Origin of the sequence: Pseudoalteromonas sp. MER144-MNA-CIBAN-0113 (assembly GCF_040308965.1) — a bacterium.
Lineage (GTDB): Bacteria > Pseudomonadota > Gammaproteobacteria > Enterobacterales > Alteromonadaceae > Pseudoalteromonas > Pseudoalteromonas tetraodonis.
On the sequence record NZ_JBEOOG010000025.1, the window covers coordinates 1 to 12,782 of the forward strand.

Below are 12,782 nucleotides of genomic sequence, written 5' to 3' on the forward strand. Positions count from 1 at the left end.
TTTAACCTTTAACCTTTAACCTTTAACCTTTAACCTTTAACCTTTAACCTTTAACCTTTAACCTTTAACCTTTAACCCTAACTTTTTAACTTCTTCTTTTCTAAAGCAATTATTACTATGATCGTTAACCATTCCACAGGCCTGCATGTAGGCATACACTGTGGTTGGGCCTAAAAACTTAAAACCGCGCTTTTTTAAATCTTTTGCAAATAACGTCGATGCCTCAGTAACTGCAGGGTAATCCGCAAGCGTCTCTAAATCGTTTACCTGAGGTTTATTACCAACAAATCGCCACTGATAATCACTAAAACTGCCAAACTCTTCTTGAATAGTAATAAAGCATTTTGCGTTATTAATTGTTGCGACAATTTTTAAGCGGTTGCGAACTATGCCCGCATTTTGCATTAATTTTTCTATATCGTGTTCAGTAAAGGCCGCTACTTTGTGTACATCAAAGTTGGCGAAGGCATTTTTATAATTCTCACGCTTTTTTAATATGGTATACCAGCTGAGTCCTGCTTGTGCCGATTCTAATGTTAAAAACTCAAAAAGTAGTTGATCGTCATACACAGGGACGCCCCATTCATGATCATGATATTCTACATAGTCAGGTTTTGTTGTATCTAACCATGGACAGCGATACTGAGCTTCTTCTTTCATGCTTATTCCTTAGCGCGTCATTTTTACGGCACGTATTTTAACTGTTTAAATTGTTGATATTATAAGGAAATAATTTTGGTACATATTGTGCATTATCCAGTGTATCTACATTATTTTAGAGAGTTGATTATGGCCCTTGCAAGTGTGCTAAAACCTCAGTTTATTTCTGCTAATCAGTATAACCCATGTTTACTGCAAGAGGAGTATGTTGGTGAGTTGAGTGATTTGCGTCAACAAGCAAGTTGGCTCTCTCATCTGGTTGATACCATGCCTGCGGGCGTGATTGTACTTGATGGTAAAGGAATGATCGCTAAGGCAAACCAAATAGCTATCGATATGCTCGGCGAGCCATTAGAAGGAGAGAAGTGGTTTAGCGTTATTCAGCGCTCATTTCGTCCTCATCAAGATGATGGTCATGAAGTGTCGTTAAAAGATGGACGCTTAATAAAGCTCGATATTACTGCACTCGCGCCTGAGCCTGGGCAACTTATACTAATGACCGATTTAACCGAAACCCGACGCTTACAAAAGCGAGTCGCGCATATGCAGCGTTTAAGTGCCTTAGGTAAAATGGTGGCGTCTTTGGCTCATCAAGTACGCACACCGTTATCAGCGGCTATGTTGTATGCTGCAAATTTAGGCTCAAAACGCTTACCCGAAGCTTCTCGCGGCAGTTTTCATACTAAATTAATGTCACGTTTAAAAGATTTAGAAACCCAAGTAAACGACATGCTGTTATTTGCTAAAAGTGGTGATCAGCAAGTTGTTGAGCAAGTGTCGATGCAACAGCTACTAAGTGAAGTTAAAGCCGGTGCCGATGCTATGGTAGCGCTCAATGATAGCGAATTAAATGTGAGCTTACCTGAACCCGATATTGAAATTATGGGTAACAAAACAGCATTGGCAAGCGCAATTCAAAACCTAATTCATAATAGTATTCAAGTCATTGGCAGTGGTGCACAAGTACATCTTAGTGCTTTGCGTGATACGCAAGACCCTGATTATGTCCGCATTAGTGTTAGTGATAATGGCCCTGGGATTGACTTAGCGCAAAGCGAAAAAATATTTGAACCCTTTTATACCACTAAAAGCCAAGGTACTGGTTTAGGACTTGCCGTTGTAAGTTCAGTGGCCAGTGCACATCAGGGACGTGTTGAAGCAAACAACAACCCACAAGGGGGAGCAATTTTTAGTATGTTGCTACCTATTAGTGTCACATCTAAATTAGGGGAGTCACAATGAGTAACACTATTTTAGTTGTAGAAGATGACGCCGGACTTCGTGAAGCATTAATTGATACGCTTGAAATGTCAGGTATAGCCTGTATGGCCGCCAATAGTGCTGAGCAAGCCATGTTGCTATTAAAAAAAGACGTATTTTCACTGGTGGTCAGTGATGTGCAAATGGGCGCAATGAGTGGCCTAGATTTATTACGTAGTATTAAATTAAATCACCCTGATTTACCCGTACTGATGATGACAGCCTATGCCACCATTGATGATGCGGTTGAGGCAATGCGTTTAGGCGCGATTGATTATATGGCTAAGCCATTTGCACCAGAAGTGCTATTGAATATGGTGAGTCGTTACTTACCAGAAAAAGAAAAAGAAACAGACGGGCCCATTGTCGCCGATCCTAGTAGTATTCAATTACTCGAACTTGCTAATAAAGTTGCTCGTTCAGATGCCAGTGTGATGGTGCTTGGGCCAAGTGGCTCTGGTAAAGAAGTACTGGCGCGTTATATTCATGACAAATCAAAACGCTGTAATGAACCGTTTGTTGCGATTAACTGTGCTGCTATTCCTGAAAATATGCTCGAAGCCACTTTATTTGGTTATGAGAAAGGCGCGTTTACCGGTGCTATTCAAGCTTGCCCTGGTAAGTTTGAACAAGCACAGGGCGGTACTATTTTACTTGATGAAATCACCGAAATGGATTTAGGCCTGCAAGCCAAGCTGTTACGTGTACTACAAGAGCGTGAAGTTGAGCGTTTAGGTGGTCGTAAAACCATTGCACTGGATGTACGTGTGCTTGCCACAAGTAACCGAGAGTTAAAAGAAGCGGTTGCTGATAATCAGTTCCGCGAAGATTTATATTATCGACTTAATGTTTTCCCTTTGCTGTGGCGGCCTCTGTGTGAACGCCCAGGTGATATTATTGTGCTGGCGAAACACTTAATTGAACGCCATTTAAGTAAAAGTAAAGAGCCAATGGCGTACCTAGATACAAGCGCTGAACAAAAACTGCTTAGCCATAGCTGGCCGGGTAATGTTCGTGAACTGGATAACGTTATCCAACGCGCTTTAATTTTACGCAGTGGCAGTACTATTGATGAGCATGCAATTTTTATCGAAAATCTAGCTCCAACGCATTTTTTGGCAGAAACTAAAGCTGACATTGAGCCTGTAAAAAGTAGTCTCAGTAACGCTTATTATGATGAAAAAGCAGCGCCTGCAGATGAGCAAAAAAATGATTTGTTAGCCGTCGATACTGGTAGTTACAAAGATGAGCTTAAAGATAAAGAACATCGTATTATTTTAGAAACCTTGGCACGCTGCCAAGGAAAACGTAAAGAGGTCGCCGAAACCTTAGGTATTAGCCCGCGTACTTTACGCTACAAATTAGCACAAATGCGTGATTTAGGTATTTCCCTCCCAGCATAACCCCCATAAGCCCTAAGTTCAATCACTTGAATTTAGGGCTGTCAAAACTCTGACTGCTTAATTATTTTACTTAAAGCGTTGTTTTAATTGATTTTAATTTTTGGCATGTTTTGTGCTTTATTCTCTTTAAGAGTTTACTGCATTATCAGAGACAATTATGAAAATTCAAAACAGTGCTTTATTTCAAGAAATGCAATCAATGGCTGCAGAGGCCACACGTAGTAATCAAGTTAATAACTTGCCAACGCAAGTGCAATCAACCTCTACAGCACAGTTTGGTGACATGTTGAGTAATGCCCTTAATACAGTGCATGAACTTCAGCAAGACGCAGGGCAAAAAGTAAAAGCGGTAGAGAATGGCGACAGAAGCGTATCGCTTGCTGAAGCAATGATTGCTTCGCAAAAGTCTTCTGTGGCATTTGAAGCTACGGTACAGGTTCGTAATAAGCTTGTTGAATCTTACAAAGAAATTATGAACATGCCTGTTTAATTAGGTAGTGGAGAATTATTGTGGCGCAATCTAATCAATCTACAGATCTGGCACTTGCTGATGGCATGATGGAGCAAAGTGAAAACGAAGATCAACAAGAGCAAAAATCAGGCTATTTCAGTGCCCTTGGCGGTGTTGATGTTTTACGTCAAATTACCCTGATTGTTGCATTAGCTATTTGTTTAGCCATTGCTATTTTCGTTATTATTTGGGCTCGTCAGCCAGATATGCGCCCTTTAGGTAAAATGCAAACTGAAGAGTTAATAGAAACACTCGACTTTTTAGATGCACAAAAAATTGACTACCAACTTGATGGCAATGTGGTCTCGGTGGATGAAACTGAATATCAAAATATCAAGTTATTGATGACCCGTGAAGGTTTAGATCAAGGGCCTACATCAGGTAGCGACATTATTATGCAAGACATGGGGTTTGGGGTAAGCCAACGTTTAGAACGTGAGCGCCTTAAACATGGCCGTGAGCAACAACTTGCCCGTACTATAGAAGAGCTAAATAATGTTACTCGCGCCAAAGTATTGTTAGCTATTCCCAAAGAAAATGTATTTGCCCGTAGAGAGAAAAAACCCTCTGCAACTGTTGTACTTACTCTTAAACGCGGTCGCTCTCTAGATGGCGAAGAAGTTGACTCGGTTGTTGATATGATAGCTTCAGCGGTACAAGGGCTTGAGCCTTCGCGCGTTACTGTGACCGATCAAAATGGTCGTTTATTAAATTCAGGCTCGCAAACCTCTTTAGCTGCACGCTCGCGTAAAGAATACGATATAGAACGTAAACGTGAGCAAGAATACCTAGAAAAAATCGACAGTATTTTGATCCCCGTGGTTGGATTAGGTAATTACACCGCACAAGTAGATTTAAGTATGGACTTTAGTGCGGTAGAAGAAACACAAAAACGTTACAACCCAGATTTACCTGCGGTAAGAAGTGAAACGACCTTTGAAGAAAATAATATTGGTGGCCTAGCGGTTGGTATTCCAGGCGCGCTGACTAATCAGCCACCAGTTAACTCAACTATTCCTGAAGATGCGATGGCGGGCGGTGCAGGCACTGCAACCTCACCGAGTAGAACTCACAAAGAAGCCACTCGTAACTATGAACTCGATACCACTATTTCACATAAGCGTCAGCAAACTGGAGTGATCCGCAGAATAAGCGTCTCTGTTGCGGTTGATTACCTGCCTACGGTGGGTGAAAATGGTGAAACAACTATGACGCCACGCTCGGTTGAAGCCCTGTCAAATATTCGTCGCTTGTTACAAGGTGGCGTAGGCTTTGATATGCAACGTGGCGATGCACTTGAAGTAGTGACCGTACCATTTGTTCGTGAAGACTCAGCGCTTGATTTTGAGTTGCCTTTATGGGAACAAGATTGGTTTATGAAAATGATGCGCTTAGTATTAGGTGCACTGGTTATTATTGTACTGATTTTAGCTGTCGTTAAACCTATGCTTAAACGCTTAATCTACCCAGATAATACACTTGAAGAATACGATGAAGATTCTCTTAGTTCAGGTGTTGATCTTGGTGACAGCACATTAGATATGCTAAATAATGACTTTGATTCTGCTTCTGTTGGCTTCTCAAGCGATGGTACACTACGCTTACCAGACCTACACGGCGACGAAGACTTACTCAAAGCGGTTCGTGCCCTTGTAGCCAATGAACCAGAACTATCATCACAAGTAGTGAAAGCGTGGTTAACAGAAGATGACTGATCAAGAACAAAAACAACTACCTCAAGCGTTTGATGTTGATAAACTTGATGGTGTAGATAAAGCCGCGATATTATTGCTGAGCTTAACTGAAGAAGATGCAGCGCAAATCCTAAAGCACTTAGAGCCAAAACAAGTGCAAAAGGTCGGTATGGCCATGGCGGCAATCGATGATTTGTCACAAGCTAAAATTAGCGCGGTTCATAATTTATTTATTGAACAAATTCAAAGCTTTAGTACGATAGGTTTTCAGTCTGAAGACTTCATCAAAAAAGCACTTACAGCCGCATTAGGTGAAGATAAAGCCGCCAGCTTGATAGACCAAATAGTGATGGGTTCAGGCGCTAAAGGGCTTGATTCATTAAAATGGATGGACTCTAAACAGGTGGCTAACATTATTCGTAATGAGCATCCACAAATTCAAACAATTGTTCTCTCTTACCTAGAGCCTGAACAGTCGGCTGAAATTTTAGCGCAATTTCCTGAAAAAGTGCGCCTCGATTTAACCATGCGTATTGCTAATTTAGAAGAAGTACAACCGGCAGCATTGCAAGAATTGAATGAAATTATGGAAAAACAATTTGCCGGTCAAGCGGGTGCACAAGCTGCGAAAATGGGTGGCTTAAAAGCTGCGGCAGATATCATGAACTACCTCGATACCAATGTTGAAGGGCAGTTAATGGATTCAATCCGTGAGCATGACGAAGAAATGTCGCAACAAATTCAAGACTTAATGTTTGTCTTCGAAAACTTAATGGATGTAGACGACAGAGGCATTCAAGCAATCCTGCGTGAAGTGCCGCAAGATGTATTAATGAAAGCCATTAAAGGGACCGACGATGCCCTTAAAGAGAAAATTTTGGGTAACATGTCAAAACGTGCCGCTGAAATGCTCGCTGATGATTTAGAAGCTATGGCTCCTGTGCGCATTAGTGAAGTAGAAGCGGCGCAAAAAGAAATTTTATCAACAGCACGTCGCCTTTCTGATTCAGGTGAAATTATGCTTGGTGGTGGCGGTGGTGAGGAGTTCTTATAACCTATGAGTCACTCTAAAGGTCGCCCGTTACATGCAGATGAAGCTGATGAGTTATTAAAAAATTGGCCAATTCCTGATGTTGCTCCCGATGAGCGAAGCTTTCGCAATCGCTCTACGGCTTATGGCACACCCTTAGCCGAGCTATACCGTAAAGAAATAGCAAAAGAACAAGTAGAAGAACCGGAAGAACCAGAGCTGCCTTCATTAACTATGGTAGAGCTGGAGCGTATTCGCCAAGATGCCTACGAAGAAGGCCTTAAACAAGGGCACGAACAAGGCTATATAGATGGCTTTGACAAAGGCGTAACCGAGGGTAAAGAGGCGGGTTACAAAGAAGGTGTAGAGCTGGGTAAAACACAAGGCCAAGAAGACGTTAAACCCTTAATTGATGAGCAGTTGACCAGCCTGCGTGGCTTACTAGATAGTTTAAGCGACCCGCTTAAAAAAGTGGACGAGCAAGCAGAAAAACAGCTGGTACAGCTAGCCACTATGCTCAGTGAAGCGATTATTTATCAAGAAGTAAAAACATCACCTGATATTATTTTACATACTTTGAAAAAAAGCATTGATGCACTTAATGCAGAACAAGAAAAAGTTCGAATTCATCTTCATCCAGATGACTTAACGCTGATAAAAGCCAGTTATGGTGAACAAGCTATTGAAGATAATCATTGGCAATTAATTGCAGAACCCACTCTAGAGCGGGGCGGTTGTGAAGTTAAAACAACGTTATCATCTTTAGATATGACCTTGAAAACCCGTGTCAAAGAAACGTTGGATAGCTTTTTGCATAATAGTTGTATCTAACTTTTTTATTGGCGTGTCATGTCTGTGAGCGATACTTCATTAAGCGAACGCTTATCTCAATACCAACGACATATTAAAATTCCAGCGCCTGCAGTTGCGGGCGTTTTAACCCGTGTGGTTGGTTTAACACTGGAAGCCAAAGGTTTGCGCGCTCCGGTAGGCAGCCAATGTAAAATTGAAACAATGAACGGCTTTGTTGACGCTGAAATTGTTGGATTTAACGATCAAACTTTGTATTTAATGCCTAACGACCACATTTCAGGCGTACTTCCTGGTGCGCGAGTTATCCCCCAAGTTAATGACACAGGTTTGCCTGTTGGCATGAGCTTACTTGGTCGAGTGGTAGACGGCTTAGGCAGACCTTTAGATGGCTTAGGTAAAATTAATGCAGAACATACACTCAAATTTGCTCAAAATGCAATAAACCCTCTTGCAAGACGCCCCATTAGTAAGCCTATGGATGTGGGGGTACGTGCTATTAACTCGGTGATTACTGTCGGCCAAGGCCAGCGCATGGGCTTATTTGCAGGCTCTGGTGTGGGTAAATCAGTATTATTAGGCATGATGACCCGAGGCAGTGAAGCCGATGTGATTGTAGTGGGTTTAGTCGGTGAGCGTGGTCGAGAAGTAAAAGAATTTATTGAAGAAATACTGGGTGTTGAAGGGCGTAAACGTTCAGTTGTTGTTGCAGCCCCCGCTGATGCCTCACCATTAATGCGATTAAAAGGCTGCGAAAGTGCGGTAACCATTGCAGAGTATTTTCGAGATCAAGGTTTAAACGTATTGTTATTACTCGACTCGGTGACGCGTTATGCTATGGCACAGCGTGAAATCGCCCTGGCTGTAGGTGAGCCCCCTGCAACAAAAGGTTACCCACCTTCAGTATTTGCTAAATTACCTGCGCTGGTGGAAAGAGCGGGTAATGGCGGGGAAGGGCAAGGCTCTATTACTGCCTTTTTTACCGTACTGAGTGAAGGCGATGACATGCAAGACCCGATTGCTGATGCTGCACGTGCCATACTTGACGGACATATTGTTTTATCTCGTGATTTAGCCGACAGCGGCCATTATCCTGCCATTGACATAGAAAAATCGATTTCTCGAGTTATGCCTCAAGTGGTGTCTGAATCGCACATGCAACAAGCTCGGGTGCTTAAACAGGTATATTCTATGTATCAACAGAACAAAGACATGATCACCTTGGGCGCTTATCAAAAAGGCAGTGATCAAATGCTCGATCAGGCAATAAACATGATGCCAAGAGTGAACGCATTTTTACAACAAGGGATGCGTGATGTGATTAGCTATGATGATGGCCTTCAAGGGCTCGCGCAATTATTAGGACAAGCATAATGGCAAAAAATAAACTGCATTTGTTGCTCAGGCTTGAAAACGAAAAAGAAGAAACGTTGCGCATGAGCTACTTGCAAGCTAATCAAAATTTGCAAGTAAATCAGCAAAAGCTGCAGGGCTTAAATGACTTTCGACTTGAATACACGCAGCAACTTCATATTAAGGGGCAGTCGGGTTTATCAAGTGCCGGATTTAGTCAGTATCATGCATTCATTGCTAAGATTGAAGAAGCGATACGTCAACAAGCAAGCACTGTTAACACTGCAAAGCAGGTGGTTAGCCAGCGTAAAACCTTGTGGTTAAAGCAACAAGTAAAAGCGAAAGCGGTTGCTAAGTTAATTGAAAAACAACAGATAAAAGCGGATATGTTGGCCGCTAAAAGTGAGCAAAAAATGCTCGATGAATTTTCCTCAAATCAGTTTTATCAAAGGAATAAAGCGCTATAAGGTAGGCATGTTAATTGCTTAGATTCTATAAGAGCAATGATTTTTAGGATTGTGCGGTGGGCTGTTGCCGCTTTTATTAGGTGATTTATGGCGATAAATGATATTTCAATGTTAGCGGTATCTGAGCAAGACTCATACTTAGTTAAAAAAGACAGTGATAAAACAAAGCTAGATAGCAGTAATGATGCTGGCTTTTTTGATCAATTAGCTCTTGCTAGTCAAGCTTCTGAAACACAAGGGGCGCAAGCCAAAGCGCCACAAAAACAATCATCAGATGAACCATCCGACTTAAAAGAGCAAACTAGCGAAGATAAGCCTTTGAGCGGTGAAGATATGCTGGCGCAAATTAATGCGGCACAGGTAATCGATACCTCAGTAAAAAATCCCCCTCATGGCGGTGCACAGTTAATAGATAAAGACGGTGTCAAAATAAACATCAAGCCTGAAGATAAGCTTGCACCTATTGTTATTAATTTGCCAAGTGATGCCGTTATGGATGATGAAATCATTCCACAAACACAAAATGTACAAGGTGCTAATTTAGCAGGAAAAGGCGAAGGTGAGCCGACACTGCTTGACACAAAAGCGCTAGCAGCTGTTAATGCGAGTCAAAAAGGCGATGTTGTTTCAAGCCAATTAGCAACAGATAAGGTGGCCGATAAGCCGACTGATACCACAACCGTAAAATCATCATTAGACTCATCAATTTTGGCGCTGTTATCAAAAGATGATAATGCCATTAAAGCAGATAAATTATTGGCAAATTTAACACCTGCTCAGCAAGGTGAATTAGCCACTGAGCTTAATGCGATGAGCAAGCCAATTAATAAAGATAACCTAGCGGATTTAAAGCAATTACTCAGTAAGTATGTGAGTGAAAGTGAGAAGCCGCAAACACCTCAGCAGACCATTAATGCACAAATAAGTACGTTAACTACCTCAGAAAAACAGGCCTTACTCAATCAGTTGCAGGGTTACGTTAAAAATGAATCTTTATCAACGAAAGAACTTACCTCGCTAAAAGGAGTAATCAGTGATTTAGAGACCGCGATTAACGCGGACAGCTTGTTTAGCGCCAAAGATAAGCCACTATTTTCAAATAATGCTTTGGCGGGAGCAATAGCGCCAAAAGCACAGGCTGGTACTGAATCAGCCAATGTAAAACCTGAGCTAAAATTAGAGAGTTCAAAATCGGTAGCTGATAACCCTGAAGAGCTTGCCAAACAGTTAGACGCATTACAAAAAGAGAGCATGCGCGGCACTAATGCTGAGCAAATGCCACCGCGTGCAGCACAAATTTTCTCTCAGATCATTAATATATTTGACAAACAGTCGCTTAGTAGTCTCGCTAAATACGATACTTTAGGGTACGAACAAGCTATTATTGAAGCGCAAAGCTTGCAAGCAGGACAGTTACAAAGTACAGCACAAGCGAAACAAGTAAGCATTGATCCTGCCACGTTACAGGCTTTAAACATTATTAAAAGTGATGCGGCTAAAATGCTACAAGAGCGGGTTAGCTCAATGTTAAGTATTAATAATAAAGAAGCTGAAATTCGCCTAGATCCGCCAGAAATGGGCAGCATGCAAATTCGTATTAGAAGTGATGCTGAACAAGCACAAATCAACTTTGTAGTGCAAAACCAGCAAGCCAAAGAAGCGCTGGAGCAGTCGTTACCTAGGCTTAGAGAAATGCTGATGCAGCAAGGTTTAGAACTAGGTGAAAGCAGTATTTCTTACGGTGATTCCTCAGGTGAGCAAGCACAGCAACAAGAAGGTGATGCACAAGGGCAAATGGCTAATAATCGCTCTACAGATGAGACAAATAGTGAGCAACCAGATAAACAAATACAGGGTTCTGGACAACAAACGTCATCATCAATAGATTACTATGCCTAAGTCCTGCTATTATAATAGTTAAAACAAGCAAATACCTTTGCAAATAAAGGAAACACAATGGCTGAAGATACTAATTTAGAAATAGAAGAAGTCAGTAAAAGTAAAAGCAAACTCATAATAATTATTGCCGCTGTATTACTTATTGTTGGCGCTGTGGCAGGGTACTTTTTATTATCAGGTGGTGATGAGCCAGTAGAAACCCTTGCAGATGATGCTGCCAATGGTGAGGTAGCTGCTGCGCCAACAAGTTCTTCGGCAACGGTTGGCAGTGCTTTATATGTTGCGATGCCTAGACCATTTATTTTTAATGTGCCAGGGGCTAGTCGCGATAGAATTGTACAGATTAAAGTGCAATTATTAGTGCGCGGCGATGGTAATGAAGAAACGGCTAAAAAACACATTCCACTGATTGAAGGCACACTCCTGAGTGTATTTTCCATGACAACGGCTGATGAACTTAGCACCAGTGTAGGCAAAGAAACACTGCGTTTTACTGCACTTGATAAAGTACAGGCCGCTATGATGGATGTTGAAGGGAATAAAGTAATTGAGCGGGTACTATTTACCGGCTTTGTGATGCAATAAGGGGCCAGTGTGAGCGATTTATTATCCCAAGACGAAATTGATGCGCTATTACATGGTGTCGATGAAGTCGAAGAGGAAGATATACACGACGGTGAAGATGGTGAGGGAAGTACACTACAGTACGACTTTTCTTCGCAAGATCGCATCGTGCGTGGTCGCATGCCGACACTTGAAATTGTTAACGAGCGATTTGCCCGTCACATGCGAATCAGCTTATTTAACATGATGCGCCGCACCGCTGAGGTGTCAATTAACGGCGTGCAAATGATCAAGTTTGGTGAGTACATACATACCTTGTTTGTACCAACGAGTTTGAATATGGTGCGTTTTCGCCCACTAAAAGGCACCGGCCTTATTACCATGGAAGCACGCTTAGTATTTATACTGGTAGACAACTTCTTTGGTGGCGATGGCCGTTATCATGCCAAAATTGAAGGACGTGAATTTACCCCAACAGAACGCCGAATCGTGCAAATGCTGCTGAAAATAATCTTTGAAGATTACAAAGAAGCATGGGCACCGGTGATGGATGTGTCGTTCGAGTACCTCGATTCTGAGGTAAACCCTGCGATGGCTAATATTGTTAGCCCAACCGAAGTAGTGGTTATCAGCTCTTTTCATATTGAGCTGGATGGTGGCGGGGGAGACTTTCATATTGCGCTACCTTATTCAATGCTCGAACCTATCAGAGAGCTATTGGATGCGGGTGTTCAGTCTGATACTGAAGATACCGATTTACGTTGGAGTAAGGCGCTTCGTGACGAAATAATGGACGTAGAAGTCGATTTATCGACCCAGCTACTTGAAGTTGATTTAAGCTTAAAACAAATAATGGAGCTCAAAGCTGGGGATATAATTCCAGTTGAAATGCCTGAGCATATTACCGTATTTGTGGAAGAACTCCCTACATTTAGAGCTAAAATGGGTCGTTCACGCGATAACGTTGCGCTACAAATTAGTGAAAAAATTAAACGCCCTGATTCAGTTAAATCTGAGCTGCATGTCTTTACCAAAGGCGGCAAAAAAATTGATTCAGATGCAGAATTAGCAGAACTAGAAGATGATTTACACCTTTCAAACGGTGTAGACTTAGACTGGTAATTGATTAAA

General features: G+C 41.8%; 12 protein-coding genes. 11 read left to right on the forward strand and 1 reads right to left on the reverse strand.

Annotated elements, in window-relative coordinates; genetic code table 11:
- Window positions 1–57: 57 nt before the first annotated feature.
- Window positions 58–660 (reverse strand): DNA-3-methyladenine glycosylase I, encoded by a 603-nt coding sequence (locus tag AAEY57_RS08625; protein WP_096038657.1) that lies wholly within the window; start codon window positions 658–660, stop codon window positions 58–60.
- Between the two features lie 129 nt (window positions 661–789).
- Here AAEY57_RS08625 and AAEY57_RS08630 point away from each other — a divergent pair, with 129 nt between their 5' ends.
- The 11 genes from AAEY57_RS08630 (at window position 790) to fliM (ending at window position 12,773) form a co-directional block, all read left to right on the forward strand.
- Entirely contained in the window at window positions 790–1,902 is a 1,113-nt protein-coding gene (locus AAEY57_RS08630; RefSeq protein ID WP_008112173.1) for a sensor histidine kinase, read from the forward strand.
- Window positions 1,899–3,323 carry a sigma-54-dependent transcriptional regulator gene (locus AAEY57_RS08635; protein WP_350607479.1) on the forward strand — a complete coding sequence of 475 codons (1,425 nt, stop codon included), beginning with the start codon at window positions 1,899–1,901 and terminating at the stop codon, window positions 3,321–3,323. The genes AAEY57_RS08630 and AAEY57_RS08635 overlap by 4 nt, the downstream gene beginning before the upstream one ends.
- A gap of 157 nt (window positions 3,324–3,480) precedes the next feature.
- Window positions 3,481–3,813 (forward strand): flagellar hook-basal body complex protein FliE, encoded by a 333-nt coding sequence (gene fliE / locus AAEY57_RS08640; RefSeq protein WP_008112177.1) that lies wholly within the window; start codon window positions 3,481–3,483, stop codon window positions 3,811–3,813.
- Between the two features lie 20 nt (window positions 3,814–3,833).
- Window positions 3,834–5,549 (forward strand): flagellar basal-body MS-ring/collar protein FliF, encoded by a 1,716-nt coding sequence (fliF, locus tag AAEY57_RS08645; RefSeq protein WP_008112179.1) that lies wholly within the window; start codon window positions 3,834–3,836, stop codon window positions 5,547–5,549.
- A complete protein-coding gene (fliG, locus tag AAEY57_RS08650; RefSeq protein WP_013465559.1) occupies window positions 5,542–6,582 on the forward strand; it encodes a flagellar motor switch protein FliG in 1,041 nt (346 codons plus the stop codon). Before fliF ends, fliG begins: the two co-directional genes overlap by 8 nt.
- Window positions 6,583–6,585: 3 nt before the next feature.
- On the forward strand, window positions 6,586–7,389 hold the full coding sequence (gene fliH, locus AAEY57_RS08655; RefSeq protein ID WP_350607483.1) for a flagellar assembly protein FliH: 804 nt from the start codon (window positions 6,586–6,588) through the stop codon (window positions 7,387–7,389).
- An 18-nt stretch (window positions 7,390–7,407) separates the two neighbouring features.
- Window positions 7,408–8,742: a flagellar protein export ATPase FliI gene (fliI, locus tag AAEY57_RS08660; RefSeq protein ID WP_008112184.1), complete on the forward strand. Its 1,335-nt coding sequence runs from the start codon at window positions 7,408–7,410 to the stop codon at window positions 8,740–8,742.
- Window positions 8,742–9,188, forward strand: a complete 447-nt coding sequence (fliJ, locus tag AAEY57_RS08665) for a flagellar export protein FliJ (RefSeq protein WP_024602025.1) — start codon at window positions 8,742–8,744, stop codon at window positions 9,186–9,188. Before fliI ends, fliJ begins: the two co-directional genes overlap by 1 nt.
- A gap of 87 nt (window positions 9,189–9,275) precedes the next feature.
- A complete protein-coding gene (locus AAEY57_RS08670; protein WP_024602026.1) occupies window positions 9,276–11,087 on the forward strand; it encodes a flagellar hook-length control protein FliK in 1,812 nt (603 codons plus the stop codon).
- A gap of 57 nt (window positions 11,088–11,144) precedes the next feature.
- Window positions 11,145–11,672 (forward strand): flagellar basal body-associated protein FliL, encoded by a 528-nt coding sequence (gene fliL / locus AAEY57_RS08675; RefSeq protein WP_013465555.1) that lies wholly within the window; start codon window positions 11,145–11,147, stop codon window positions 11,670–11,672.
- Window positions 11,673–11,681: 9 nt separating this feature from the next.
- Complete coding sequence (fliM, locus tag AAEY57_RS08680) at window positions 11,682–12,773, forward strand: flagellar motor switch protein FliM (protein WP_010387912.1); 1,092 nt, start codon at window positions 11,682–11,684, stop codon at window positions 12,771–12,773.
- The last annotated feature ends 9 nt before the right edge of the window (window positions 12,774–12,782 follow it).

Excerpts from the sequence above, each read along its gene's own strand:
- AAEY57_RS08635 (WP_350607479.1), top strand. The coding sequence starts at position 1,899 with ATGAGTAACACTATTTTAGTTGTAGAAGATGACGCCGGACTTCGTGAA.
- fliI (WP_008112184.1), top strand. The coding sequence starts at position 7,408 with ATGTCTGTGAGCGATACTTCATTAAGCGAACGCTTATCTCAATACCAA.
- AAEY57_RS08625 (WP_096038657.1), bottom strand. The coding sequence starts at position 660 with ATGAAAGAAGAAGCTCAGTATCGCTGTCCATGGTTAGATACAACAAAA.
- AAEY57_RS08670 (WP_024602026.1), top strand. The coding sequence starts at position 9,276 with ATGGCGATAAATGATATTTCAATGTTAGCGGTATCTGAGCAAGACTCA.
- fliG (WP_013465559.1), top strand. The coding sequence starts at position 5,542 with ATGACTGATCAAGAACAAAAACAACTACCTCAAGCGTTTGATGTTGAT.
- fliL (WP_013465555.1), top strand. The coding sequence starts at position 11,145 with ATGGCTGAAGATACTAATTTAGAAATAGAAGAAGTCAGTAAAAGTAAA.
- AAEY57_RS08630 (WP_008112173.1), top strand. The coding sequence starts at position 790 with ATGGCCCTTGCAAGTGTGCTAAAACCTCAGTTTATTTCTGCTAATCAG.
- fliH (WP_350607483.1), top strand. The coding sequence starts at position 6,586 with ATGAGTCACTCTAAAGGTCGCCCGTTACATGCAGATGAAGCTGATGAG.
- fliE (WP_008112177.1), top strand. The coding sequence starts at position 3,481 with ATGAAAATTCAAAACAGTGCTTTATTTCAAGAAATGCAATCAATGGCT.
- fliJ (WP_024602025.1), top strand. The coding sequence starts at position 8,742 with ATGGCAAAAAATAAACTGCATTTGTTGCTCAGGCTTGAAAACGAAAAA.